Below are 22,772 nucleotides of genomic sequence, written 5' to 3'. Positions count from 1 at the left end.
CATGTGCTCGAAGGCGGTGATGGGGGTGTTCAGCCAGTGGGCGGTTTCGGCAATGACGGAGCGCCAGTCCCGTGCGCCTTGGCCTGGGGGAAAAAACCGGCGACCTCCTCCGAGAGCTTGGTGAAGTCCTCGGCATCGAGCTCCTCGATCACCTCTGGCGGCAATCCCGTCAGGGTGGCGGCCATGACAATGCCCTGATCAAGCTTGTCTCTGATGCCGTCCAGTGCGGCGTCCATCGCCTTGAGGTCCCTGACCTTGGGGCGGGTGATCGTGACCTCGGAGACCTCGCGGTCCTCGACGGTGACGGGGTAGTGCAGGCGAAGCGTTTTGGTCTTGGGGGATGTCATGATGTACCTCACAATCCGCCGGGGATGCGCAGGATCGCGCGCTCATCCGCGTTTTGGGACACGCCGTTGACGCGCCAATCCGATGTGAAGAAGTCCCAGTAATAGGTCTCCGTGCCTTCGAAGTGCAGCTCGTAGTGCAGGATCTCCGAGATCGTGTAGTCGAAGCCCTGCATCTCGCCGCGCTGGAACACGTCGGGGCTGGCCGCACCGAGGCGGCCTTCAAGCACCGCCTTGGCCTCGATGGCGGCACCGCTGCGCTTGTTACGGATCACGCCGTAGGCTGTGAACTTCTTGCGCGCGCTGGCGCCAAGGCCGAACTGGGCCAGCAGGTCCGGGTCCCAGCCCGCCAGCTTGAAGCTGGCCTCGAGCTTCTGGATGCCGACCGCCACCTCGATCTGGACGCGCGAGCCGCCCGGCTGGTGGTCCTGATAGGCTTCCTGCAGGTTGGGCAGCTGTAACTCAGTCAGGGTGAGGTGCTTGGAGGCGGTGGGGTCGTCATCGCCGCAAAAGAGGTTTGCGGCCTCCATGAGGTATATAGTGCTCATCTGAGCCTGTCCTTTGTGTTGGGGATGTGCGGGGTCAGCCGGAGATGGTGCCGACCTGTGCGAGCAGCTCGTCGAGCATGGCGTCGAGCGCCGGGCGGTAGCGGGCGGACTGGATGCCGAGGTAGCGCAGGACCGGGGCTTCTTCGGCCGCGAAGGTGACGGTGAAGCGGCCCTGGCGCAGCTCTTCTGGGCTGTTCTGCGCGGGCAGGAACTTGACCTCGAAGCCCAGAATGTCGCCATCGGCCTTGAGGTTGCGCAGCGCCGTTTCCATCGTGTTCAGAACGGCCTGGATGGTCTGGCCGGTGATGTTGAAGCGCCCGAGATAGAACCGCAGCGTGCGCAGCAGCATCAGGTGGATGTAATCGCGCCCGCGGGTGACGTTGTAGAACCGCCAGAGGTCATCCTCGCCGGCGTTGTCGGTGCCGACAAAGATGAACCCGCCCTGACCGATGGCGCTCTCGACGCCCATCTCGCCGCGCAGCAGGATGCCTATATTGGCCGCGAGCAGGCTCTGGCCCTCGGTGGCGCCATCGGTGAGCGAGAAGGCAATCGGGCGCGAGGGGCCGACGATGTGCTGCACCGGCTGGTTGGCCCAGCTGTGGAAGGGGCGGCCCTGGAAGGCATGATCCCGCCGCACTCCCACACCAATGACTGCCGGGGAGAGCGGCTGGACCACCGTGATCCCATCCGAAAGCACGCGCACGGCCGGGTCCACCGGGATCAGGCGATCATGCGAGATCGTCTCACGCCAGTCGAGCGCATCCTGCAGAGTGGTGGCGGGGCCATCGACCACCGCATGGGCCAGCAGCTTTTCGCAGATCGCGGGCAGCGCCGCGCAGACGGGGTTTGCATCACCCCCCATGCGCTGGCTGGTAAAGCCCGGGGCACAGATCAGGCGGGGCGTGACGCCCAGCTCAGCAGGTGCGTTCAGGAAGGCGCTGAGGCCCGTGGTGACACCGTCACCGACGATGTTGGCGAGGGTTTCGTCGATGGCGCTCGCTCCCTCGCCGTCGGCGACACGCACCACGACGATCTTTGCGGCCGCCTGAAAGGCCCCAAGCTGCGCGTTCACAAGCGTGATCGCATCGCGCAGGGTGCCGGCCGCGCCGAGGGCGGTGAGCTTGGTGGCGTCGTCGGAGTAGAGAAACACGGGCGTGTTCAGCGGAAACGCGGAGGCGTCCGCGTCCACCGCGGTGCCGATGATGCCGACGACGGACATGTCGCTGGCCACAGGCGGACGCGGCTCGGTGTCGATCCGCTGGATCGACAAGCCAAAGGTAGGATCAGACATGGGGGATGTCCTTTGCATGTATGGCACCCGACGGGCGCTACGGAGGGTTGGAATTGGGCTTGCACACAGGTGCGGACGCATCTGCGTGTCGAAAAGCCGACACGCCGTCGAAAAACCGACACTCAGAGGTTTGGAGCTGGATCAGCCCNAAAGCCGACACGCCGTCGAAAAACCGACACTCAGAGGTTTGGAGCTGGATCAGCCCGTCCGAATGGCGGCACCGCGCTCTGCGGTGACAAAGCCATTGGCTTCGAGAGAGGCGAGCCCGTCGGAGGATGTCCTTTGCATGGATGGCACCCGACAGGCGCTACGGAGGCTTGGAATTGGGCTTCCACACAGGTGCGGATGCATCTGCGTGTCGAAAAGCCGACACGCCGTCGAAGAACCGACACTCAGAGGTTTGGAGCTGGATCAGCCGCTGCGAATGGCGGCACCGCGCTCTGCGGTGACAAAGCCATTGGCTTCGAGATAGGCGAGCCCTTCGGTGACATCCGCGCTGGTCAGGTCCACGTCTTCCGCGAGGGTCAGCATCAGCAGGAAGTCGGCGACCACCGGGTCTGTGGTCTCGGCGGCGCGCAGCGCGATGCGCTCAGTGCGGGTGAAGCGGCGTAGGAAGTCAAGGCGCGAGACCACCGTGATGGGCTCGGGCGGCGGGGGTGCCACCGCGGCAACAGGGGCTGGCGCCTCGAACTTGCGACCGGTTTTGACAAAGCCGGGTTCAACCGCGTCCGGCACCTGAATATACTCTCCGTGCAGCGCGGGGTGGATGCGGCCCTCCAGGGTGTCCAGCACCTCGATGACGGTGTCGTTCACGACTTTTGCAAACTTGCTCATGAAACTCCCCTTTACAGGATCAGCGCGTATTGAAGGATGATCAGCCCGTCGCCGCCAAAGCCGTGGCCGGTATTGGCTCCATACTGATAGCCACCCCCGCCGCCGCCGCCTGCGTTGCCGCCGTGGCCGGGCGCATGGTAGCTGGACGATCCGCCACCACCGCCAAGCATGCCGCCGTTTCCAGCCAGCATGTACGCATCGCTGCTTGTGCTCCGAGAACCGGTGGAGCCACCACCGGCTCCGGGGCCGCCATTGCCTGCGTTTGTCCCAGCCCTGTCAGAGGATTGAAAGCTGGTCGCATTGCCACCACCGCCACCGCCGCCAAGGAGGATCATGTTTGGCTCGAGAACAGCATGGCCCTGGCCATCTCCCGGCGGTGTCATTGCAGATGCGACGTTGCTGTAGCTGTTCGAACTCGCCCCGTGACCGCCTGACCCAAGCAGGCCCGCGCCGCCCTGTCCGCCATAGGCGTAATTCGCCGCAAAGGCGGATGGGCCAGAACTGCCGCGTCCGGCTGTGCCCGCACCGCCGGAGCTGACGGAGGCAACGCCCGGCGAAACACCGGGATGGGCGATCGAGGCCCCGCTGCCGCCGGAATAGCTGGTGCCTGCGCCACCATCGCAACCATCCATGTGGCCATCGGGATGGGGCGCGGATGCGCCGCCGCCGCCACCGCCGCTTGTGCTTTCGGTCCCCGTGCCACCCGTACCGCCGCGCCGGTTGATGTCGCCACCGATGCCGATGCCGCCGGTGCCGAGAACGGCAACGCCCTGGTTGTCGGCTGCGTTGAAGCCGCTATTGCCACCGGTTGCGGAGAGGAAAGGCCCGAACGAAGATGTGCCCCCGGCGCCGGCATGGCTCTCAGAGCCCGCGCCGATGACGAGCGGGACAGCGGCGCCGATGGTCAGTTCGAAGACGGGGATTTCCGACAGGGCAAGGCCGCCACCACCGCCGCCATGCCCGTTGCCTGTGGAGGCCGACCTGAGACCGCAGGCACCGCCGGCGCCCCAGACCCGCGCACGCACAGGCACATTTGGATCGATGGTCTCGGGCACAATCCAATCAAAAACGCCGGCCGTGTTGAAGATCCTGATCTGGTTGCGTGGGCCCACGCCATTGCCGCCGATCCGCGCGAGGACCGGGTTGTAAATTGTCCGCATGTCGCGTCCTTTCGTGTTCAGTTAGATCAGCGCCGAGACGCCCCAGGCGGTCAGGGCCACGGTGTCTGTGTCGGCCTGTGCGTAGAGCCTGTCGCCGGGGCCAAGGATCAGCGCTGTGCGGTAAATGATACCGCCCGGGTTCAGCGCGACGGCGTGCTCGAAGATGTGCTTGGGCTCAAGCACGATATCGATCCCAGTCTCGCCGGTGGCTGTGCCTGAGCTGAACGACACCGTTGGGGGTTCCGAAAAGCCTGTGCCCGGGTTGGTCAGCGTCAGGCTCAGCACGGCAAAGGTCAGCACGAAGGTAGCGCCAGAGCCTGATCCGCCGGTTACCACCGCAGGGCTCTCTGGGAGAACTCCGTAATCTCCCCCGAAGGTCAGCTCAGCCGCCTGGATGGCGCCCGCGCCGTCCACGTCGGTCACGGTGATCACCGCTGCCGTCTGATCCGTCACGGCCACCGAAAGTGCGTCACCGACACTGTAGCCGGTGCCCGCGTCCACCAGCGTCATGCTGTCTGCAATCATGCGCGCCGTGGCCGTGGCCCCGGTGCCGCCGCCACCCTCGAGTGTCACGTCCGGGATGGCGACATAGCTGGCACCGCCGTGTGTCACCGCAAGCCCGGTCACGCGCACCGCGTCGCGCGAGGCCGCATAAAGCGTCACGGTAGCGATGTCGGAGCCGGTGTTCACCGCATTGATGTTGAAGGTGGTCCGCCGTCCGGTGGGGATGGTCAGGACCTCCACCGCCGTGTCCGCGGCACTCATCTGGTTTGCAAGGATGCTCATGGGCCTGGTCCTCAGAGTTGATTGAAGAAGAAGGAGGTGGCGGTCAGGCCGGAGGCCGTCGCCACCGCTGCCAGCGCAGTCTCGGTGACCTCGGTCACAGCGCCCTCGGTGGTTTCGGCGACCGCTGCCAGAACCGCGTCCCGCTCGGTTACGATAGCCACAAGCGCAGCACCTTGCGCCTCCGCGATCGGTGGCAAGGCTGCCGTCCCCGCCGCGTTGATGCTGCTGAAGTGGTTGGCCATCGCCGCATCCGCCGCTGCCAGCGCATCCGCGATGGCCTGCAAGGCGTTGTCCCGAGACGTCGCGACCTCAACAGAGACCGCAGCGCGCTGTTCCTCGCCGAGCATCTCCACCTCGATGGCGGTGGTCTTGCCCGCGATGCGCTCAAGGGCCGTGCCCAGCATCGCGAGGTCTTCGGCCGTGGCCGTCTCCGAGGACGCCAGCGCCTCGATCTTGGTCTTGAGGGCGCTCAGCGCGCCCCGCAGCAGGATATCCGTCATGGGGTCCTCATGGTTTTCGAATGCTTTTTTGGTTGTTTCGCCGGTACAGACGCTTAGACCGACGCCCTCGAGCCCGTTCTTTTGTGCGGCAAATCGTGTAGAAGCGTGGCTCAGAGAAAGGAGCGAGTTGCCAATGGCCGGATTTCACAAGAACGCGCGCGCGCAGCGTTTGAACAATCGTGCCACGTATTGGCTTACGCGACTGGTCGCGCCAATCACACTGATCCTCGGGTTGAGCATGATTTACGAGCGGGGCGTTGCGCTCTTCACCTTCGAACGCACAGAAGGTGTGATCATAGGCGCCCGCTATGATGACAGTTCATATTCACGGTTGGACTCAACGCGTGTTTCCTCACACGTCCACTTCACGGATATGCAGGGACAAGAGCATGTCTTCTTTTCGGTGTATTCGACGGCAAAGTCTGATGACATCGGGCAGACGGTGCCAGTTCTCTACAACCCTGATTTCCCCGGCGAGGCCGTCATCCCTGACTTCTGGGATTTCTATGTCCAGCCGATCATCATTAGCCTGATGAGCATCCTGCTGTGGTGGTTTGGGACGCTTGCCCGCACGTTCGTCCCCCCAACCCTGAAGCCGGAGGACGTTCTGGGACCAGATGGAGCCTTTGGAGACGACAACAAAAGGTGATCGAACTGTGGCCCTACAAAGCCACGCCGTCACAGTTTCAGTCCGATGAAGTCGTGCACCCAGCGCCGCCGGGTCTCGGCGATCTGAGCCGTGACGTCCGCGTCAGCGGCGACCAGCGTGGTGCGCAGCCGCTCGATGTCCGCCTGCATCGTGTTGTCAGGATGGGGGAGCGGGTAGCCCCGCCCGGAGGTGCGCTCGTCCCGGTTCACGCCTTGTGTGGCTGCCGTGTTGCTCATGCATCACCTCACCTGATGATGGCGCGCAGGGCGCTGGCAAACGGCCGCGCCGCCGGGGTGCCGGACAGCGCGATCTTGATGCGGGTCACAGTGGCGGCCCCCACACCGGCAAGCCCTGCGCCGACATAGTGCCGCTCCTCACCGCCGTTCTCGATCGGCTGCCCGCTCTCCAGCGTCAGCGCAGACCACCCCGCATCCGTCTCGGCGAACACCGCCACACCGGCCCCGGGCGGGATCAGCGTGTCGAGATAGACCGAGACATCAAACGTCGCCGCCGCCGGGATTGCCCGACTGACATACTCCGCCTCCGAGGCCAGCGCGCCGTTCAGCACCTGCACGCCGGGGAAGAGAACCGGTGTGAACCGCTCCGAGCCCGAGAGCACCGCCTCCACGCTCAGCCTGTCCGACACGCGCGCCGCCAGATTGAGCGCAGCACCTTCCGTCATGCGGAACACCTGGCCACCGCTGTCGCGCAGCACGAAGGTCACATCGGTCTCGGACGACATGCGCTCCACACCCGCCAGCGCGATGAAGTCGGTGCTCTCCGAGACCGTGATCTCCCCAAGCGCCACCGTCCGCGTCGTCTCGGTGAACCTTGCCGCCAGCAGCCGGAACTTCAGGTCCCGCTCCTGATGCGGGGTCCAGGTCGAGGCGTTGGAGGAGGACAGCAGCACGCCGATCCGGTAGGGCTGCGCCGTCACCCAGGTTTCCGTCTCGGCGTCATACTTGCCCAGCTCCGCCACCCGCAGGGCGTGGTCCGGATCGTCGGTCAGAAACACCAGCGCGTATTCGCGACCCGCCCGCAGCAAGGTCGGGTCAAACGCCACCCGGGTCGGCCCACCCAGAGTGACCGTCGCCATGTCGACCTCGCTCGAGGTCACGACAGTGTCGTTCGGAAACCCGACCGTGGTCTCGCGGATTTGCACGATCGTGGGCGCATCTGCGCTACCGATCGCGTCGAACCAGACGTCAAGCCCCGCCACCACCGTGTCTACATCCAGCACAAGCGTCTGCGCCAGCGGGTCCCACCGGCGGGGAGGCCGCGGTGGCGGAGGTGGCGGCGGCGGGCTCCAGCGCACCGTCCGCCGCGTCGTGACACTGCGGAAGGTGTTGGTGATGATCGTCCCGTTGGCGGTATATGTGCTTTCGCCGAACGATCCGGCCTCGCCCAGAAAGGTCACGCTCTTGGACCCGGTGGGCACGCCGGGCGGGATCGTGAAGGCGGAAATGAGCACACCGGCTCTGTCTGCCACGGGTGCAGGGTCTGGCGTCACGTCGAGCCCGTCGAATTCCACCCGCAGCAGCGCCTCGTTCGGGTCCATGCCGCGCAGCGTGACGCCAACGGAGCGTTGGCGGATGTCCAGCGCGGCGCGCGAGGTCGAGGACACAAGCTCGGTGCTGGTGGAGACCGACGTGCGGGACAAGCGCCCCGAGCCCGAGGTGAAGGCCCGGGTGATGGCGGAGGTCCATTGCGTCTCGACACGGGTCCAGTTGTCCACCGATGGCACCAGCGTGACCGCCGCCGGCACCGGCTCGAAGTTCATGTACGGGTTGATCTTCATCGCCCGCGTGCTGGCCAGCTGCTCAAGCACCGGTGTCAGCTCATAGGCGAGCGTCCACGTCGCCGAAGCTCCCTCTGGCGGTTCCTGAACCGCTGCCGTGATCGGCAGGGTCAGCTCGCCCCACAGCACCGCCGCGCTTTGCGGGATGCCCTGATCGCGCAGGTCGTCGTCGAGGAACGGGTCGACAAACACCCCGAGCTTGGAGGTGGGGTCGGTGATGTTGGCGTCATTGCGCAGCCGTTCGATGGCCACGAGCTGGAACAGGCCGCTGATCTGGCGTTGCATTGCGGCAAGGTCCGCAAAGGGCACGGCCCGGGTCGCGGTGTTGCGCACCAGTGGCACCCGGTCGGCAAACCAATCCAGCGCCACCTCCGCCAGAGGCAGCACGCTGCCCGGCAGCTGCGGGGGCTGCGGGTTGAGGGTCTGCGAGACGCCGCGCACCCGCGAGAGCTGACCGCCCGCGCTCATCACCAGCGCATCGATGCGCGGCAGCTTGTAGGCATAGTCGATGAACACCGTGGTCCCGGTCACGGCACCCGAGACGGTCACGGTCTCATCCGTCACAGCATCCGGGGCGATGCTGTCGATGTAGCGATAGGTGACCGAATAGGTCGACCCGGGGGCAGGCTCCGCGCCGCCCGGCGACCAGTCGATCCGCCCAGCCGAGACCACGTAATCCACCCCTTGCGTATAGGCGGTGCCGCCTTGTGACACGCTGAGGACCGCAACCACCGTGCTGTTCGCAAGCGGGTCCGATGCTCCGGTGAAGGCGCCATGGGTGACGGTCTCGGGGGTCTCGCGGGTGATGGTGACGTCCGTGACCTCGGCGATGGGGGCGAGATTGACCGGGATCACCGCGGTGCCGGTGCCGTCATCGGCAAAGCCATGCGGCTCGGCATTGACCCGGCGCAGGTCCGGATCGACGGCCCAGCGGAGACGTGTGGATTGCGGGCGCTCGACCTTGAGACCCCCGACATTGCCGACACCTTCGGCGAGCGAGAAGACGTACTCCGCCGCCGCATCGTCGCGGGTCAGATAGGTGAGCTCCAAGCCCGTGGCGACATAGGAGCCATTTGCCTCGCGGTCATAGCGGGCCACGGTTTGCAGCACCGCGTCGAGCTCGGGAGGCTGGATTTTGCTGTCCAGAGAGCCGTTCGTGACAGTATAGATTGCATGGAAGGCCCCGGTGCCGCCGTCGTTCTGCGTGCCGCTGTCCCAGCCCCAGAGGATCTGCTCCTTGCGACGTGCGGCGCCGGGTTCCTGATAGTTGCGGGTGCCCAGGGCCGGATCGCGCAGGGCCGGGTCCTCGAGCTCGGTGAGGATGGTCTCGACAAAGCGCACGCCGAGAGCGACCGTCCGGTCCACCGGGATGACGAAGCGGGCGCCACCAACAGGGCGCGCCGCGCCGCGCAGGTAGACGATGCCGGAGGCCAGGTTGACCTCACCTGTGGCGGGATCGACGGAGACGTCGCCATCGCGGATCAGGTCGCCTTCCTTGAAGATGGCGTCGCCGATCCTGGCGAGGCGGTCCGCGAGCCAGGTCTGGACTTCGTTCAGCTCGCGGCTTTGCAGGCCGTCGCCGGCGCGGAACATCAGCTCGGCATAGCCGGAGGCCGAATTGTAGAGATTGTAATAGCGGTCAAGCGCCACGGGTGGGCCTCCTGATTAGAACGTGACCACGAACTCGAAGGTCTCGCGGGTCGAGGGTTGGCGGATGATCGGGACGGTGTTCTGCACGATCAGCAGGATGCCGGGGTCGGTGATGGCGGCCGGCTCAAAATACCGCAGCCCCGCCGGGAGGGCGGGATCGGTGATGGTGCCCACAAAGAGGCCTTGCTCGCGGATCACCGCATCGGGGGCGTCCTCGAACTCGAAGCGCACCCGCACGAAAAGGTGGTTGGTGGGTGTGGCGGAGAGCGTGAAGCGGCCGGTGGGGGCGACAATCGCGCCTGCATCATCTGCAACCACGAAGGCCACTTCGTCCACCGCGCGGCGGCCGAGCTCACCCAGCAGGCCTGTCTGCGTCACATCGGGCGGGGGCGTGTCGATGGTGTAGCCTGCGCGTACCGTTGCCTCCGTGGGGATACCGCCAGTGACAATCCGCGTGACACGGCCGGTCGAGCTGTCCACCGTGTAATCTGTCCCGGCCGAATAGGTCGTGATCCCATCCGCAGAGGCAAGCGCCACGCCTGAGACGTAAGCGTGAGGCAACTGCAGCACATCGTTTGCGCCAAACGTCAGGGCCCCCTGCGGGGCGGTGCTGTCCCAGGCGGTGTTGCCTGTGCCCCAGGCAAGGTGGAGCGGGCGCTGGCGGATTGCGTCCGCCAGGGCTGCGCGCCCCGAGCGCGTCATGATAGCCATTAGGCCTCCTCGTCAGTCTGTGTTGGGTGTGTCCGTGCGGTGCATGGTCCCGACGAGGACCTGCACCTCGGACCAGGGCTGGTCGACGTAAGTGAGCGGCAGCCAGAACTGCCCGGCGTAAGTTGTGTCTCCGGTCACTTCACTGAACCGGATGGGAGACGCCGCCGGATCATAGACCTCAGGCAGCAGTGCCCGAGACGGATTGGTGGGCGTCAGAGCGAGACCGTCGCCCACCGCTCGCGCATCAGCTCGCAACACTTGAGCCGGTGTAAACCGCTCCGGATCGGCGACCCGCGCGTCCGCGCGCACTGCGTCGCGCACGCGCACCGCCAGCTCATAGGTCTCGGCAGCAAGCGCCCGCGAGGGCTGAGCGTACCAAACCGGCGGTAAAATCCGCCGCGTTTCCGAAAGGCGATAAACCTGTGATCGGCCGCCGATGACTTGGTACCGAACCGTGTTGCGCCATCTGAATGTGGCGTGCGGCAATGGCACGAGCGCAGACGCGACGGCCCTGCGTTCGAACATCTCCGTGCGCTGGATGCGCCGCACCTCGGACGGAGCGCCGGAGACCGCAGCCTCCTCGGAGAGCCGCCTGCGCCCCTCGTAGAACACCCAATCCACCGGGGGTGTTCGGCTGTTGGTATCCCCGAGGCGCATTCCCTCCGAAAGCACCATCTGCGCCCGCTGGAACCTGCGCACAGGCTCGAAGTCGGCAGGCTCGTCCGGAACCCCGTCGGTGTTGGCCAGCGTGAACAGGTGCGCGTGATAGATGAACGGGTTGGGAGTAGCCCGGTCATCGTCGAGCACGCTGTCCGACAGAACAAACCGACCCGGCAGGAACGCGCGCCTGACATGATCGACGAATATCCCTGCATGTGTCCGCATCTCCGGCGCGGGCACAGTCGCGGGAAACACGCGCCCAAACGACAGGCGCGTCTGCCCGTCTGTGTGACGCACGCCGCTGTAATCGCTGAGCAGTCCGTCACCGAGCCGCGTGTCGTCCAGCTTGATCCGCCGCAGGTCGTAGCCGTGAAAGATGCGCGCCAGCCGTGATCGCGCCGGTGCCGACAGGCGCGCCAGGGCGATGAGATCGTCGATGTCCTCAAGCGGTGGCACCGCATTCGTGTCGATCTGAAACGCGGCGAAGTGCTGCCCGGGCTCCTCCTGGAAGACCTGAACCCCGTCCAGATCGCGCCACGAGAAGGCAAGGCGCAAGGCCTCTGGCGTCCCGCGCAAGCGCTGCCAGCGCATACCCTCCCGCAGCGCCCGTTGCGGATCGCTCAGATACGGAAGGATGTCTCCCAGGCCGTACTCCCAGATCAGCCAGGGCACAAACGGATCGAAGCCGTCGAGCTTGGCCCGGGCGTTGGGCCGGATGGCCGGGGCGCGGGCATCCAGCGCCGTCGCGGCCTCCATCGCGCGCTCAAATGTGGTGGCACCCGGCGGGAGTAAAGATGGGTCTACTGACGGCTCTGTCATCGGTCACGCCCGCCGAACGTGATCTCGACGGCACCGAGGGCAACGCACTGCTCGGCACTGATCACCGTGTCGGTCGCAGGCGCTGTCAAATGCACCCGCTGCACCCCTGAAGGGTGGAGCTGTGCGTTGATCCAGGACCGGGTCAAATCCCAGCCAAGCCCGCGCGCCGCCGCAAAGCGCGCTGGGAAGTCGACGCGCAGCTGCTCGATCACCTGAGCGGGGGTGTCGGGATAGAGAAAAACCGTGGCGGCCACATCCACGGGCACGATGCTGGCCGAGACCACCTCGACCGTGTCGGTCAACACGCGCACATCATCGCGCAGCACAATTGCCCGCACAGCCGTGAGCAGGTCCTCGGACGACGCCCCGTCGTCCTCGGCCGAGAGCACGGCAATCCGCACGATGCCCGCGCTTGGGGAGGAGACAGCTGCGTCGGAGACCCGCTCGTCCGCCGTCAGGGCCCAGTACCGGTAATGCGCGGCACCTCCCGCATTGGACCAGCCCTGGATGCGCTGTTGCACCCGCAGGCGCAGCGCGGTGTCGGTCTCGTCCGTCAGGCGGGTAACGCCGTAGAAGCTGGCGAGATGATCAAGGTCGGTGGTCCCCGCAAAGGCCAGCAGGTTGGCACGTGCCGCGTCATTGACCCGTTGCCGCAGCAAGAGCTCGCGATAGGCGCAGACCTCGAGCAGCTTGCGCGCGGGCTCGCTTTGCAGGTCGATCACCGGCGCGATCGGCGGAAAGCGCGCAACCAGATCGTCGCGCATCGCCCGCAGGATGACCTCGAAGTCCAGCTCCTCGATGACGCCCGGAGCCGGAAGAGAGGACAGGTCGATCGTGCTGATGGTGCTCATGCCGTTCCCTTGTCTGCAACCGCGAGACCGACCTCGTCGGCGTCAATGACCAGGCTGCGCAAACCGGCGGAGGTGGGATCGCCCAGCAGGGCCCGGGGGCGGTATTCGCCAGAGATCGACAGGCGCACAACCCCGTTCTGGCTGACATCCTTCAGTCCAATCTCCGTCACCTTGAACCGGGGCTCCCATTGCTCGATCGCCGAGGTGAAGGCCGCAAGAAACAGCGGTACCTCCGATCTGTTGATCTGCCGCCCGAGCAGAGTGGGCACAAACGAGCCGTACCATTCGCGCATGACGCGCGCGCCAAACCGCGTCGTGAAGATGTCCTGCAGGGACTGCACCACATGCGACCAGCCCATGAGCGTACCGCCCGTGGCCGCGTTCAGGCCAACTGAGGGGTTGTTGTGATTTGGCACCATGCCGATGTGTCCCATTGACCGAAGACTGGACGTTCATCAGAAGCCGCTGCCGCAGGTGCAACGCGACTCGAGTGAAACGATCACAATGAAAAAATGCATGTATTGCGGTGGCACCTTCCGCGAGACCGATGAGACCTGCCCGAACTGCGAAGAACCCACAGCACCGATCCTGCGAAAGAAACCGGCTCCAAGGGAACTCGTGTTCCAGACCACGCGGACAAAGCAAGACGGTAAGGCAGACACAGCTGACAAAGACGGCGGCTGAGGACTGCAGGGTTGCAGCCCTGATTACATACCGCGCTCTTTGCTGTTTTTGGCGAGGCCATCACCGGTCTTGGGGTCTGCTGTCGCTTGGCGTTGCGCTGCCGCAGGCAGCGCACTCCCATCATCGGGTTTGTCCCCGGTCGACGCATCTGCGGTGCGCTCAGGCGCATCGGTGATCATGTCCAGTGGCCATAGCGTGCCAAGCCGAACCTCGTGCTCGGCCTGTTTCTCGGTCAGCGTCAGCACCGTGCCGACGCCGGTATTGTTGGTCCCGGCGACAAAACGCCCGGCTGTCTCGGTGATTGCGTAGCGTGGCATGTGATGTCCTTTCTTGTCTTTCATTGCGGGGAATTTTTGGAGCTGCAGCTTCCAACTCAGAGCTCAGTGACCAGTCATGCGCCGGCAAAAACATCCGGCGATCCGCCGGTGATGGCGCCTGCGTCGATGGCGTCACCGACGCGGGCAATTGAAATTCCGTTGACGAACACCGTGGCACTGCCGCGTGTGATCGGAACCGTGTGCGGGAGGCACAGTTTCCCGACGAGGCGCGTGTGCGACGCGGAGGGGTCGCCGCGGCGCGACACCCGGATGCCGTTGGCAAAGACGTTTCCGCTCCCGCCCGCAATCGTGCTCGCCCCGTCACAAGGGTGGCCCGTTGCAAACGGGTCCCCGATCCGCGCCACTGCTGGCATCTGCGCCTCCGTCAGTTGAGATCGATGCGCGCGCCCGTGATCTTCACGCCCGCATCTGTCATCTCGATGCTGCTGCCGCCCGTGGAGAGCGTGACCTTTGCCGAGCTCAGCTCGAACCGCGTGCCGCCCACATCGACCCGCACCAGATCATCCGCCAGCGTCATGCGGACATTGCCATAGGTCACGACATTCTCGTCGCCCGCCGTGGACGGGCTTGGGTTGCCGCTGTGATGGGTCAGAGGCAGCGCCACCGCCTGCTGGAAATCCCCGCTGGGGGACAGTGCCGTGAGCTGTTGGCCCACCGTGGGGGGCGTGTGCACGCGCAGCGCCCCCGAGAATTGCGCATAGGGCACCCAAGGCGACAGGAACCGCCCCTCAGCCCCATGGGCCGGGCCGAGGTCCAGCCGGACGCGCTGGCGCTCGGGATCTACCTCCGCCACCGTGCCGTGGCGCAGGACACCCGCAAACCGCCGCTCCAGCTCGGCCACGCGGGAGACCAGCTCGACCAATTCGCGCACCGCCATCAGGGCGCGTCCTCGGTCACGGTGACCAAACCAGCGCCGGTGCTGATTGCGCCCATGATAAACGCGACCGGGTCCACCAAAGACGCGTCCCCCGCGCCAAGCCCGAGCCCGTCCGAGACCTCGAGCGGGACACCCAGTGCGTGCGCTGCGCGACGCCACTCGGGGACAAGCGTGCCCTCGATCTCCGCGCGGATCAGGCGCGCCAGCCCGGCCATTGCCGGATCAGCCTCCATCATTGAGAGCACCTCTGCCCATACCCCGGAGTGAGGCAGCGGCGCGCCGCCAACCGGCGCGTCGATCAGATCACATGTCAGCACAAGCTGGCGGGCTGCAAAGCGCACACCGTTCTCGGACGAGGCGCCCCGGCGCGAGAGACGCTGATGGACCCGTGGCACCAGCGCCATCCACACGCGCGCCCACGGCGTGTCGTCCCACGTCAACGCCGAGACCACCTGATGCTCCATGATATCCAGCGTCAGCTCCATCCCCTCGTCGGTATGGGGAATGGCAATCGTGATCTGATCCCCCTGACCATCCTCGGCCGGCACCTCGACCCGGGCGGCAATGGCAAGCTCGATCACCAGATCACAGCGATGCGTGCCGCTGCCGAGATCGCGCCCGCTCACCTCCAGCGCATGCTCATCCGTGGTCAGCACCAGCAGCGGCAAACGCTGCTCGGCGATTGTCTGGTCAATCGGGTCCACCGCGCTGTCGAACACCCGCGCGCCCGCCAGTGTCCTGTCCCGCAGCGCGCGCGCCGCCGCAAGGCGCATGGCCAGTCGTGTCAGGCTCATGGCGTCTCGTCCTCCAGAACCAGGATCAGGGTCAGGTCCCCCATGTCCGACGGGTGGACCTGAGAGAGTGCATAGACCGGTGCACCCGCGCGCCCGGTCAGCGTCAGGGCGTCGCCCTTTTGGGGACGCTCCACGAGTGACTGAACCGTCTCCGCTGAAAGCCAGAACTCGGCACTCTGCGACACGATGCGCGTGCCGCCGGAAAACGCACCCCCCGCAGAACCGCCCTTGAGAGGGGCCTCTGCGGGCCCCGCCGAGAACACACCCGTCACGGTGGCAACCTGGCGGGACGGATCCTCTGCGCGTTCGGCATAGGGCATTGATGCGCGCGGTCGCAGGACAGCGACCTCCCCAAAGGCCGCGTCAATCGCACCGGAGACCTGTGCGTCCAGATCGTTGAAGAGGGTCATTCTCGGTCCTTTCCGTCTTCCCATCCCAAACCGCATCCCGAGTCGCCGCCCGGCCCCGCATCGCGGTGTAAGGCAAGCGTTATTGCGCTCACAGAATCTGTGGATAAATCTGTGGAGCCAGCGGTATAGAACAGGCTAAGGCCCCGTTATCTGGGGCCTTTCATCAAAATGCCTAAAAAACAGGCAATTCATAACACATTGATTTTGCGCTGCATTTTATCAGCGCGGCAAGCCTGCAATCAAAAGCGTCCGTTTTCAACCTTTGGGTGTCAAGGGTGAATAACCTTGACGTGGCATCATGTGCTGCGCTGCGGCAAGTGTCAGAGATATCTGACATCACGTCCGCTTGCCCGGGATCAGCACCCGCGGGCGGGTGCAGTATTGCAGCGCGTTCATCTGGAACTCGAGGTTCACGCCTTTGCCGTTCTGCATCTCCCATTGCTTGCCGTAGAGGCGCTGACCCGGGGTGTTCACGGTCTCGATGTAATCGGCCGGGGCATAGACCGTGCGGAAGAGGCCGGGGACGCCCATGGGCACGAGGTGGCACTTGTCGGTCTCGATGCCGACATTCTGACCGCCGCGATAGTTCATCCAGGTGATGCCGCCGAACTCGAAGGCGCCGTAGATGCCGGACGAGCCCGAATTGATATACGCGTTGCGCAAGCTCGCCGCGTCGGCATAGCCCTTGTAGGTCTCGCGCACTTCCGGGTGGGCGATCAGGTCATCGAAGAAGGCATCCCCGCACAGGGCCATGATGCCGGTATAGGGCAGACCGTCCAGAATGGCGGCCATCTGGCGAATGACCCCGGCGCATCTCTTGCGCAGCGCGCCGTCGGTGGCACTGGCATTGTCGAGGTCGAAGTCCACCACCGCCTGCTGGCTTTCGCCGAATTCGGTGAAGTAGTCAAAAAGCACGGAGCCGTCCGCGTCGAGCAGCTGACCGGTCTTGAGGATGTTGAGCCGGTGGTATTCCTCGGTCAGCGCGAAGAACTGGCTGGCCTCTGCGGCGCGATCCGCGATCTTCTGCTGCAGCCGCTCGACGGCGACTTCCTGACCGAAGGCGCGCACCTGCTGGACCTCGTCGGCATAGATGGCATCGTCCACCTGGAAGTGGGGCACCTTGAGCATGCGCATGGCGCGCTTTGATTTGTCGAAGGTCTGGCCAGGACCGCCCCTTGGGCTGGCGGAGACCAGCATGCGGTTCTGTTCCTTGTCCTTCTCGATGGCGATATCCAGCGTGTCGATGCTGGTGGTCTGAAACAGCCCCATCTGTCCGATGCGGGACGGGGTGTACTTGATCTCACGAAGCGCGTCCGTGAGGCGCATGACGCTGAAGGCGTCCTGACTGAAGATGTTGAGGATCGACATGGGGGGTCCTTTACTTTTTATGGCGTAATCCGTCGCTGCAATCGGCAAAATGCTTGCAGTTTATGCTAGCGCGCATATAATCCGGTCATGAATAGCAAGCACCGCAAAATCTTGGCTGCCGTTTTTACAGACCCGGTGTCGGGCACGATCGAGTGGATGGCGGTTGAGGGGTTGCTGCTTGCTGCAGGTGCGCAGCGGATTGAGGGGCGTGGTTCGCGCGTCAGGTTTGAGAAAGATGGCGAGATCGCCACGTTTCACCGTCCGCATCCGGGCAAGGAAGCGAAACGGTATCAGGTACGAGACGCCCGTGAGTTTCTGGAGCGCATCAAGGTGACACCATGACCAACAGCATGACGTACAAAGGCTATGCGGCACGCATCGTTTACGACGATGATGACAAACTTTTCGTAGGCCATATTGCGGGGATCACAGACCGGATCGGCTTTCATGCCGACACCGTCGAAGACCTGCGGAATGCGTTTCACGAAGCTGTAGATGATTATCTGGAAACCTGCCGGAAGATCGGGAAAGATCCGCAGAAAGCGTATTCGGGCAAGATGATGTTCCGCGTCAGCCCAGAAGTGCACCGCAAAGCCGTTCTTGCGGCCGAGCTTGAAGGCAAAAGCCTGAACCAGTGGGCAGAAGATGTCTTGTCACGAGCGACTGGTTGATCAGCGCACGATGATGCCGACCGAGGCGAGGTCAGCTTGGGCAGCAGCCTTTTCGGCGGCCTGATCACGGTCGGGGTGCCAGGTCAGGATTTTACCGTTCACCTCAGCGTCCCGGGTGATGGCGGCAATCGCAACATCACGCGTGGTGGCATCACAGCCATAGAGCGCAATGGCCACTGCGGTCTGGCTGCCATCGGTGGCGCCCACAGCGCTGGCGAAGTATTTGCCGCTTGCCGTGATTTTACCCAGCACCGTGCCTGGCGCGATTATGCCAGCGCCGCTGGCGATGGTGATGCTGTCCCGCGAGCGCTGGCCATTGGCCTCGGTCATCAGGAATTCGCCGGGATGCCGGCCTTCGGTGAGAACTGTCATGGTCTTGATCTCCTATTCAGCCGAACCGCGCATTGGCATTGGTGACGGCTTTGGCCCAGCCGGCGATGCTGCGCTCGGCGCGATTGTGGAACTCTGCCGGGGTTTCCGCCCCGAGCTCAGCTTCCTGTGCAGCGCGATCCGCAATCGACGCTGACATACTGGCCTTCGGCGACGCCGCGAGGACCTTCGCCGCATCCGCGACGCTCATCTCGGTCTCGAGCGCCAGTACGCGGGCTTGTGCCTCCCGGCCTTCGGCCTCGGGTGATGTCAGGATCGTGGCAATGCGCGCCGTGGCCTCAGCTTTGCCAGCGGTGACACCAGCGGCATGGGCGTCCGTCCGCGCCGTATCCACGGCAGATTGCAGATCAGCGGGACTGATGGCACCGGCAGCCTGTTCTGCGCCGGCGAAGCTGGCGGACACGGGCGTTCCACTGCTTAAAGCTGTGTTTTGTGAAGTCTTGGTCATGGGTCCTCCCTTTCTCTGGGGACGTGCCCCGGAGGGCGGTTGTGCAGAGGTGGCGATCACCTCGTCGAGGCTCGCCACACGGTCGGCGAGGCCTTGGGCAATGGCATCGGTGCCGAGATAGGTGCGGGCTTCCGTCGCCCGGATCGCGTCGGCGCTGATCTGGCCTGCACGCCCTTCGGCGACCAACCCGACAAACTGGTCATAAATCTTCATCACCTCCGCCTGCAGGTCAGCGCGCACGGCGTCCGAGAGCGGTCCAAACGGATGGCCGTCCACCTTATGCGCGCCCGCGTGAATGAGCGTCGGCTTGACGCCGCGGTCTTCAAGTTCCCCCGAGCGATCAAAATGGGTCAGCACCACGCCGATCGATCCGACCATCGAGGTCGGCGAGACAATGACCTCACTGGCCGCGCTGGCAATGCCATAGGCGGCAGAAGCAGCGACATCATTGACGAAGGCCAAGACCGGTTTGGTCTGGTTGATCGCACTCACCAGTCTGGCTGTCGCAAACATGCCCGTGGCCTCGCCACCGGGGCTGTCGATGTCGAGCAGGATCGCCCGAACTTCCGGATCAGCTCGTGCTTCCCTCAGCTGCGCTGCAATGCCCTCGTAAGACACGAGTCCCGAACTGGCCCCAATCCAAGCGCCGCGGTTCACTAGACTGCCGACGATTGGCAGGATCGCCACGCCGTTTTCCACGCGCAGCGACCCCACGCTGCCATTGTCGCGGCGATATGTGCCAACGAAGCGGTTCGACTGCGGGTCTGGCGCCGTCAAAGGCGCGATGCCGATCCGCCCCTGCAGCACATGCAGGATCAGATCGACCTTGTCCGGATGCAGCAGCAGCGGCCGGTTCAGAACCCGGCTCGCGATCTGGGCAAGCGACGGTCCTGCGTGGCTTTGAAGGATGTCCGGTGGTTCGGTCATCTCATCCCTCCTGCAGAAAGTGCAAATCGACGCGGGCCGTGGCCCTGCAGCTTGGCACACTCCTGTTCAAAACCCCGAATGACCGTCAGGAGCCGGGCGGGATGCGCGCTGTGATACCGCACCGACCGTTCCACCCCGTTCGATCCGGCCCGGAAACGCACCTCCATGGCGCCTTGGCCCGCAACAAGCCGGACATAGACCTGCCGCAAGCTGGCCGCCGCCGCGCAGGGGTCAGCCTCATCAATGTGGATCGTCATGTCTCAGCCTCATCGCCGTCGTCTGCCGCACCCGGACCACCGCCCTGCGCCCCCATCATCTGCGGCTGGGGAAGACCATATTCGGCCCGCAAGGCCCGTTCCTGCGCCAGCTGCTGGTAGACATCGTCCACATCGGCCCCAAGATCGGTGCAGATCATCGCATCCGACATCACGCCGAGCCGCTTCCAGACCTCATGCGCCTTGGCTTTCTTCAGATCGTCCGCCTGCGGCCGCGGATCGCCACGCCACTCCGCCCGGCACGCCGCCGTGCGGTTGGCCATGAACCCTGCCACACCCCCCGGAAACGGCACGCCGCCCGCTTCGATTTCTTCTTCGAGCCAGGCTTCATAAATTGGCTGGCAGAACGGCGCCATGATGCTGCGCCGCCGTGCTTTCGTGATCGCGAAGATCTCCGTCGTCGCCGCCTGCAGCGAGGAATAGGTCGCCCCCACATTGTCGCCTGTGGCGCTTTCATAGGTCAGCCCAAGGCACCGAGCGAGTTCCCGCAGCAGATGCATCGAGAAGGCCGCGTATTCCGAAGATGGCTGGTTGGCAGTGTGGAACTTCAGTTCCTGACCCGGGAACAGATGCGCCAGCCGGCCATTGATCCCGACATCCAGCGTGCTGTCGTCATAATACCCCGCCACCATCTCGATATAGGCCTCCATCGGCGACACACCCTGCGCCAGCATCTGCGCCTGCTCCTGCGGGGTCAGCAGACCCGCCAGCACCTGCTCGGTCGGCTCGTCCGAGGTGATCGTCACCGCAAAGAGCGTCTGCACGATCGCCGCCATCAGCGTGGCATCCGCCAACTGGTCGAACTGCCGCGCCACCTGCAGTGCCGGAACCAGCGGCGAGATGCCCCGATGCGTGCCCGGCGCACCCTCGAAGACATGGATCACCCGCGGGCGTCCCGCCCGGTCCCGCGCCCGCACGTCATATTCCACATCATGACGAAACAGGTCCTTGCGGATCGCCCTGTAGCCCACCGGCATGCCGTCAGCATCCGTGTAGACCCCGTTGATCAGTCGTCGCAGGCTTTCGGTCTTGCGCGACAGCCGCTGCGGCGGCAGCAGACGCACTTTCGTGCCGTAGCGGTTCCACGGGCGTTTGCGCCAGGGCAGCTCCGCGAGGATTTCCCCGGTCACCAGCCAGGACCGAAACGCCGCCGCCTGCATCTGGCCAAACGTGCGCAGGCCCTGAATGTCGCATTCCTGTGCGCTGCGGGCCCAGAGCTCGAACCGCCGCTCCACCGTCTTGGCCCAATCGGACGCCTCCGCAGGCGTCATGCCGAAGGTCTCGTTCTCCGGCAGGGCCTTCAGCTGCAGCCCCGTGCCCACGGTATTGGCCACACATTGCTCCATGGCACCGGCCAGCCAGCCGCTGTTGTGCAGCAGATCCTTGACCCGTGCCGCTGCATCGTCCCAGGCCTCGCCGATATCGTCCTGCGCCTCCCGCAGCGCAGGCTTCCACCCCGCAAAGGTCACACCCCGACCGCCGCGCATGTATTTGCCCGAGGGTCGGAGGAGTGGGGCGTCTGGGGGCATCAGGGCAGGTGGCAAGGCCTTGGAGAACAGGCCACGAAGCTTTGACTTCACGAACATGTGAATTACCTCTCTCACGCTGCTGGAGCGCGCGAACACGAAGCGTCACTGCAGGGCGTCGCTGCCGCCGCAGGTTTGGGAGGACTGTGCCGCTGGCGGCGACGCATCCAGCACGGTTGAATTTGATCTTTTGGCACGGTCTCGTCAGCGCGATCTACCCACAGCGGCTGACCTGCACCTGTTCTGCGCCAACCGCGCGCCGTTGCCTCCGCGTTCCTGATGCGTTGAAGGCAGCGGCTTCAACACAGTTTCTTCTTGTATTTTTTAGAGTTCGTTTTTTAACTGATTGCGCAGCCTCAGATTTTGGCGATGAGAGGCTGCATGTGCTGTATGTCGTGCGTTCCCATCATACGACAGAAAGCACGGGCAGCGTCCTCAAACGCTCCGTGTTGGTCTGGTTGATCCAAACAGAGGGCGCTGCCAAAACCTTGCCCCTGTTTCTCCAAGCGTAATACCGGTATTCATGTGCGCGTCCATTGAACATGCCATGATTTTTGCGGTCTATCTTTCCCCGTAGTGGGGGATACGTGACGATACCGAGCTGCATCCGCCCCGGTTGCTGTGAAGTTCTAAGGCACGCGCATCAACAGGGGTATTGGCAGCGTCCTCCTTTCAGTCATTAGCTCTCCTCGTTGGAGGACGCTGCCACCCTGCGCGGTGGCCTGCCGCGCTGCGCTCTGTGCATTCGGCTTCTCTTGAGCCGGCGCTGGCGCTATTTATTCAGCCTGCTGCCGTGGCGCGCAAATCGCGCCCGCAGCGCGCCGCCGCCTCCGCGACCTGGGGTACCATGCGATGTTGGCGGCGGCGCAGCCATGAAAGTGACAATTTGGTCACTATCAAAAGAGAGTGCCTGCTCAGCTCAGCCAAGGTTGTCGGCAGGTTTTGCTGAATCAATTGCATGGCCTACGATTGCAGTGCTGCTGAGGCGCTATGTTCGCGCTGGCGGCGCGCCGTCACCTCCACTTTCTTGGGCGACATGTGGATCGGTGGCGGCGCATCAGATACCTCAAACAATATTCATCGTTCTTGCAGTCTGCGCCGCGTCTCGGCTTTACATCGCCTCGTAGAGCGAGACTCGTGACGAAACGCGCCTGCATTCGCCTTTGTCGCTGTGTTGTTGGCGCGCGCATCGACACGGGCACCGGCAGCGCCCCCAACCATTTTCTCAATGGTCATTGCCACCACTCGGGGCGCTGCCACCACGCGCGGTGATCCGCCGCGCTACGCTGACTGCTTTTCAACTTTCCTGGTTCCGTCGTCGTAGCGGCTGGATCACCTTGGTGCCGCGGCACGCAGCCGCCTCCGTTATTGTTGGGCGACTTTCGTTGAGTGCGACGGCGCAGCCTCAAAAGTGACAATCAAGTCAGTCTCTATGGATGGCGCCGGTCCAACTTGCAGCCGGG

General features: G+C 64.6%; 26 protein-coding genes. 3 read left to right on the top strand and 23 right to left on the bottom strand.

Annotated features, from left to right (window positions below):
• Positions 1 to 29: 29 nt before the first annotated feature.
• From IEV82_RS20320 to IEV82_RS20290, 7 genes are all read right to left on the bottom strand, one after another.
• The gene (locus IEV82_RS20320) at positions 30 to 347 is read right to left on the bottom strand and encodes a phage tail assembly protein (RefSeq protein WP_188483912.1); all 318 of its coding nucleotides are present in this window, start codon (positions 345 to 347) and stop codon (positions 30 to 32) included.
• 8 nt (positions 348 to 355) lie between these two features.
• Complete coding sequence (locus IEV82_RS20315) at positions 356 to 892, bottom strand: phage major tail tube protein (RefSeq protein ID WP_188483911.1); 537 nt, start codon at positions 890 to 892, stop codon at positions 356 to 358.
• A 34-nt stretch (positions 893 to 926) separates the two neighbouring features.
• The gene (locus tag IEV82_RS20310; protein ID WP_188483910.1) at positions 927 to 2,183 is read right to left on the bottom strand and encodes a phage tail sheath family protein; all 1,257 of its coding nucleotides are present in this window, start codon (positions 2,181 to 2,183) and stop codon (positions 927 to 929) included.
• Positions 2,184 to 2,594: 411 nt separating this feature from the next.
• Positions 2,595 to 3,017, bottom strand: a complete 423-nt coding sequence (locus IEV82_RS20305; RefSeq protein WP_188483909.1) for a hypothetical protein — start codon at positions 3,015 to 3,017, stop codon at positions 2,595 to 2,597.
• Between the two features lie 11 nt (positions 3,018 to 3,028).
• On the bottom strand, positions 3,029 to 4,177 hold the full coding sequence (locus IEV82_RS20300; protein WP_188483908.1) for a glycine-rich domain-containing protein: 1,149 nt from the start codon (positions 4,175 to 4,177) through the stop codon (positions 3,029 to 3,031).
• Between the two features lie 21 nt (positions 4,178 to 4,198).
• Entirely contained in the window at positions 4,199 to 4,963 is a 765-nt protein-coding gene (locus IEV82_RS20295) for a hypothetical protein (protein WP_188483907.1), read from the bottom strand.
• A gap of 11 nt (positions 4,964 to 4,974) precedes the next feature.
• Positions 4,975 to 5,463: a hypothetical protein gene (locus IEV82_RS20290; RefSeq protein WP_188483906.1), complete on the bottom strand. Its 489-nt coding sequence runs from the start codon at positions 5,461 to 5,463 to the stop codon at positions 4,975 to 4,977.
• A gap of 133 nt (positions 5,464 to 5,596) precedes the next feature.
• Between IEV82_RS20290 and IEV82_RS20285 the strand changes: the two genes are divergently transcribed.
• Positions 5,597 to 6,112: a DUF3592 domain-containing protein gene (locus tag IEV82_RS20285; RefSeq protein ID WP_188483905.1), complete on the top strand. Its 516-nt coding sequence runs from the start codon at positions 5,597 to 5,599 to the stop codon at positions 6,110 to 6,112.
• A 29-nt stretch (positions 6,113 to 6,141) separates the two neighbouring features.
• Here the strand turns inward: IEV82_RS20285 and IEV82_RS20280 are convergent, their stop codons facing one another.
• The 12 genes from IEV82_RS20280 to IEV82_RS20225 all read right to left on the bottom strand — a co-directional run bounded on the left by IEV82_RS20280 (position 6,142) and on the right by IEV82_RS20225 (position 17,072).
• Positions 6,142 to 6,348: a hypothetical protein gene (locus IEV82_RS20280; RefSeq protein WP_188483904.1), complete on the bottom strand. Its 207-nt coding sequence runs from the start codon at positions 6,346 to 6,348 to the stop codon at positions 6,142 to 6,144.
• A gap of 8 nt (positions 6,349 to 6,356) precedes the next feature.
• On the bottom strand, positions 6,357 to 9,560 hold the full coding sequence (locus IEV82_RS20275) for a DUF4815 domain-containing protein (protein WP_188483903.1): 3,204 nt from the start codon (positions 9,558 to 9,560) through the stop codon (positions 6,357 to 6,359).
• Between the two features lie 15 nt (positions 9,561 to 9,575).
• Complete coding sequence (locus tag IEV82_RS20270; protein WP_188483902.1) at positions 9,576 to 10,271, bottom strand: BW3TFN family phage tail fiber component; 696 nt, start codon at positions 10,269 to 10,271, stop codon at positions 9,576 to 9,578.
• A 12-nt stretch (positions 10,272 to 10,283) separates the two neighbouring features.
• Entirely contained in the window at positions 10,284 to 11,750 is a 1,467-nt protein-coding gene (locus tag IEV82_RS20265; protein WP_188483901.1) for a phage tail protein, read from the bottom strand.
• Positions 11,747 to 12,601, bottom strand: coding sequence for a baseplate assembly protein (locus IEV82_RS20260; RefSeq protein ID WP_188483900.1), 855 nt, complete (start codon positions 12,599 to 12,601; stop codon positions 11,747 to 11,749). The genes IEV82_RS20265 and IEV82_RS20260 overlap by 4 nt, the downstream gene beginning before the upstream one ends.
• A complete protein-coding gene (locus tag IEV82_RS20255) occupies positions 12,598 to 13,020 on the bottom strand; it encodes a GPW/gp25 family protein (protein ID WP_188483899.1) in 423 nt (140 codons plus the stop codon). Before IEV82_RS20255 ends, IEV82_RS20260 begins: the two co-directional genes overlap by 4 nt.
• Before the next feature lie 288 nt (positions 13,021 to 13,308).
• Complete coding sequence (locus IEV82_RS20250; RefSeq protein ID WP_188483898.1) at positions 13,309 to 13,602, bottom strand: hypothetical protein; 294 nt, start codon at positions 13,600 to 13,602, stop codon at positions 13,309 to 13,311.
• A gap of 74 nt (positions 13,603 to 13,676) precedes the next feature.
• Positions 13,677 to 13,976, bottom strand: a complete 300-nt coding sequence (locus IEV82_RS20245) for a PAAR domain-containing protein (protein ID WP_188483897.1) — start codon at positions 13,974 to 13,976, stop codon at positions 13,677 to 13,679.
• An 11-nt stretch (positions 13,977 to 13,987) separates the two neighbouring features.
• Positions 13,988 to 14,500, bottom strand: coding sequence for a phage baseplate assembly protein V (locus IEV82_RS20240; RefSeq protein ID WP_229747938.1), 513 nt, complete (start codon positions 14,498 to 14,500; stop codon positions 13,988 to 13,990).
• Positions 14,500 to 15,294, bottom strand: a complete 795-nt coding sequence (locus IEV82_RS20235; RefSeq protein WP_188483896.1) for a hypothetical protein — start codon at positions 15,292 to 15,294, stop codon at positions 14,500 to 14,502. The genes IEV82_RS20240 and IEV82_RS20235 overlap by 1 nt, the downstream gene beginning before the upstream one ends.
• Positions 15,291 to 15,704 carry a hypothetical protein gene (locus IEV82_RS20230; protein WP_188483895.1) on the bottom strand — a complete coding sequence of 138 codons (414 nt, stop codon included), beginning with the start codon at positions 15,702 to 15,704 and terminating at the stop codon, positions 15,291 to 15,293. The genes IEV82_RS20235 and IEV82_RS20230 overlap by 4 nt, the downstream gene beginning before the upstream one ends.
• Positions 15,705 to 16,040: 336 nt before the next feature.
• Positions 16,041 to 17,072, bottom strand: a complete 1,032-nt coding sequence (locus tag IEV82_RS20225; RefSeq protein WP_229747937.1) for a major capsid protein — start codon at positions 17,070 to 17,072, stop codon at positions 16,041 to 16,043.
• Positions 17,073 to 17,159: 87 nt separating this feature from the next.
• Here IEV82_RS20225 and IEV82_RS20220 point away from each other — a divergent pair, with 87 nt between their 5' ends.
• Together IEV82_RS20220 and IEV82_RS20215 are read left to right on the top strand one after the other, a co-directional pair.
• The gene (locus tag IEV82_RS20220; protein ID WP_188483894.1) at positions 17,160 to 17,414 is read left to right on the top strand and encodes a type II toxin-antitoxin system HicA family toxin; all 255 of its coding nucleotides are present in this window, start codon (positions 17,160 to 17,162) and stop codon (positions 17,412 to 17,414) included.
• The gene (locus IEV82_RS20215; RefSeq protein WP_188483893.1) at positions 17,411 to 17,743 is read left to right on the top strand and encodes a type II toxin-antitoxin system HicB family antitoxin; all 333 of its coding nucleotides are present in this window, start codon (positions 17,411 to 17,413) and stop codon (positions 17,741 to 17,743) included. The genes IEV82_RS20220 and IEV82_RS20215 overlap by 4 nt, the downstream gene beginning before the upstream one ends.
• Here the strand turns inward: IEV82_RS20215 and IEV82_RS20210 are convergent, their stop codons facing one another.
• From IEV82_RS20210 to IEV82_RS20195, 4 genes are read right to left on the bottom strand one after another with little or no spacing between them, the layout of a single operon-like run.
• Complete coding sequence (locus IEV82_RS20210; RefSeq protein ID WP_188483892.1) at positions 17,744 to 18,115, bottom strand: head decoration protein; 372 nt, start codon at positions 18,113 to 18,115, stop codon at positions 17,744 to 17,746.
• A 16-nt stretch (positions 18,116 to 18,131) separates the two neighbouring features.
• Positions 18,132 to 19,508, bottom strand: coding sequence for a S49 family peptidase (locus IEV82_RS20205; protein WP_188483891.1), 1,377 nt, complete (start codon positions 19,506 to 19,508; stop codon positions 18,132 to 18,134).
• On the bottom strand, positions 19,505 to 19,765 hold the full coding sequence (locus tag IEV82_RS20200; protein ID WP_188483890.1) for a hypothetical protein: 261 nt from the start codon (positions 19,763 to 19,765) through the stop codon (positions 19,505 to 19,507). The genes IEV82_RS20205 and IEV82_RS20200 overlap by 4 nt, the downstream gene beginning before the upstream one ends.
• The gene (locus IEV82_RS20195; protein WP_188483889.1) at positions 19,762 to 21,369 is read right to left on the bottom strand and encodes a phage portal protein; all 1,608 of its coding nucleotides are present in this window, start codon (positions 21,367 to 21,369) and stop codon (positions 19,762 to 19,764) included. The genes IEV82_RS20200 and IEV82_RS20195 overlap by 4 nt, the downstream gene beginning before the upstream one ends.
• Positions 21,370 to 22,772: the final 1,403 nt, after the last annotated feature.

It is taken from the genome of Marivita lacus (genome assembly GCF_014637725.1).
Classification (GTDB): Bacteria; Pseudomonadota; Alphaproteobacteria; order Rhodobacterales; family Rhodobacteraceae; genus Marivita; species Marivita lacus.
This window is presented reverse-complemented; position numbering and strand designations above follow the sequence as displayed.

Bases quoted from the DNA above. Each gene is read 5' to 3' on its own strand.
- IEV82_RS20320 (WP_188483912.1), bottom strand. From the start codon at position 347: ATGACATCCCCCAAGACCAAAACGCTTCGCCTGCACTACCCCGTCACC.
- IEV82_RS20315 (WP_188483911.1), bottom strand. From the start codon at position 892: ATGAGCACTATATACCTCATGGAGGCCGCAAACCTCTTTTGCGGCGAT.
- IEV82_RS20310 (WP_188483910.1), bottom strand. From the start codon at position 2,183: ATGTCTGATCCTACCTTTGGCTTGTCGATCCAGCGGATCGACACCGAG.
- IEV82_RS20305 (WP_188483909.1), bottom strand. From the start codon at position 3,017: ATGAGCAAGTTTGCAAAAGTCGTGAACGACACCGTCATCGAGGTGCTG.
- IEV82_RS20300 (WP_188483908.1), bottom strand. From the start codon at position 4,177: ATGCGGACAATTTACAACCCGGTCCTCGCGCGGATCGGCGGCAATGGC.
- IEV82_RS20295 (WP_188483907.1), bottom strand. From the start codon at position 4,963: ATGAGCATCCTTGCAAACCAGATGAGTGCCGCGGACACGGCGGTGGAG.
- IEV82_RS20290 (WP_188483906.1), bottom strand. From the start codon at position 5,463: ATGACGGATATCCTGCTGCGGGGCGCGCTGAGCGCCCTCAAGACCAAG.
- IEV82_RS20285 (WP_188483905.1), top strand. From the start codon at position 5,597: ATGGCCGGATTTCACAAGAACGCGCGCGCGCAGCGTTTGAACAATCGT.
- IEV82_RS20280 (WP_188483904.1), bottom strand. From the start codon at position 6,348: ATGAGCAACACGGCAGCCACACAAGGCGTGAACCGGGACGAGCGCACC.
- IEV82_RS20270 (WP_188483902.1), bottom strand. From the start codon at position 10,271: ATGGCTATCATGACGCGCTCGGGGCGCGCAGCCCTGGCGGACGCAATC.
- IEV82_RS20265 (WP_188483901.1), bottom strand. From the start codon at position 11,750: ATGACAGAGCCGTCAGTAGACCCATCTTTACTCCCGCCGGGTGCCACC.
- IEV82_RS20260 (WP_188483900.1), bottom strand. From the start codon at position 12,601: ATGAGCACCATCAGCACGATCGACCTGTCCTCTCTTCCGGCTCCGGGC.
- IEV82_RS20255 (WP_188483899.1), bottom strand. From the start codon at position 13,020: ATGGTGCCAAATCACAACAACCCCTCAGTTGGCCTGAACGCGGCCACG.
- IEV82_RS20250 (WP_188483898.1), bottom strand. From the start codon at position 13,602: ATGCCACGCTACGCAATCACCGAGACAGCCGGGCGTTTTGTCGCCGGG.
- IEV82_RS20245 (WP_188483897.1), bottom strand. From the start codon at position 13,976: ATGCCAGCAGTGGCGCGGATCGGGGACCCGTTTGCAACGGGCCACCCT.
- IEV82_RS20240 (WP_229747938.1), bottom strand. From the start codon at position 14,500: ATGGCGGTGCGCGAATTGGTCGAGCTGGTCTCCCGCGTGGCCGAGCTG.
- IEV82_RS20235 (WP_188483896.1), bottom strand. From the start codon at position 15,294: ATGAGCCTGACACGACTGGCCATGCGCCTTGCGGCGGCGCGCGCGCTG.
- IEV82_RS20230 (WP_188483895.1), bottom strand. From the start codon at position 15,704: ATGACCCTCTTCAACGATCTGGACGCACAGGTCTCCGGTGCGATTGAC.
- IEV82_RS20225 (WP_229747937.1), bottom strand. From the start codon at position 17,072: ATGTCGATCCTCAACATCTTCAGTCAGGACGCCTTCAGCGTCATGCGC.
- IEV82_RS20220 (WP_188483894.1), top strand. From the start codon at position 17,160: ATGAATAGCAAGCACCGCAAAATCTTGGCTGCCGTTTTTACAGACCCG.
- IEV82_RS20215 (WP_188483893.1), top strand. From the start codon at position 17,411: ATGACCAACAGCATGACGTACAAAGGCTATGCGGCACGCATCGTTTAC.
- IEV82_RS20210 (WP_188483892.1), bottom strand. From the start codon at position 18,115: ATGACAGTTCTCACCGAAGGCCGGCATCCCGGCGAATTCCTGATGACC.
- IEV82_RS20205 (WP_188483891.1), bottom strand. From the start codon at position 19,508: ATGACCGAACCACCGGACATCCTTCAAAGCCACGCAGGACCGTCGCTT.
- IEV82_RS20200 (WP_188483890.1), bottom strand. From the start codon at position 19,765: ATGACGATCCACATTGATGAGGCTGACCCCTGCGCGGCGGCGGCCAGC.
- IEV82_RS20195 (WP_188483889.1), bottom strand. From the start codon at position 21,369: ATGTTCGTGAAGTCAAAGCTTCGTGGCCTGTTCTCCAAGGCCTTGCCA.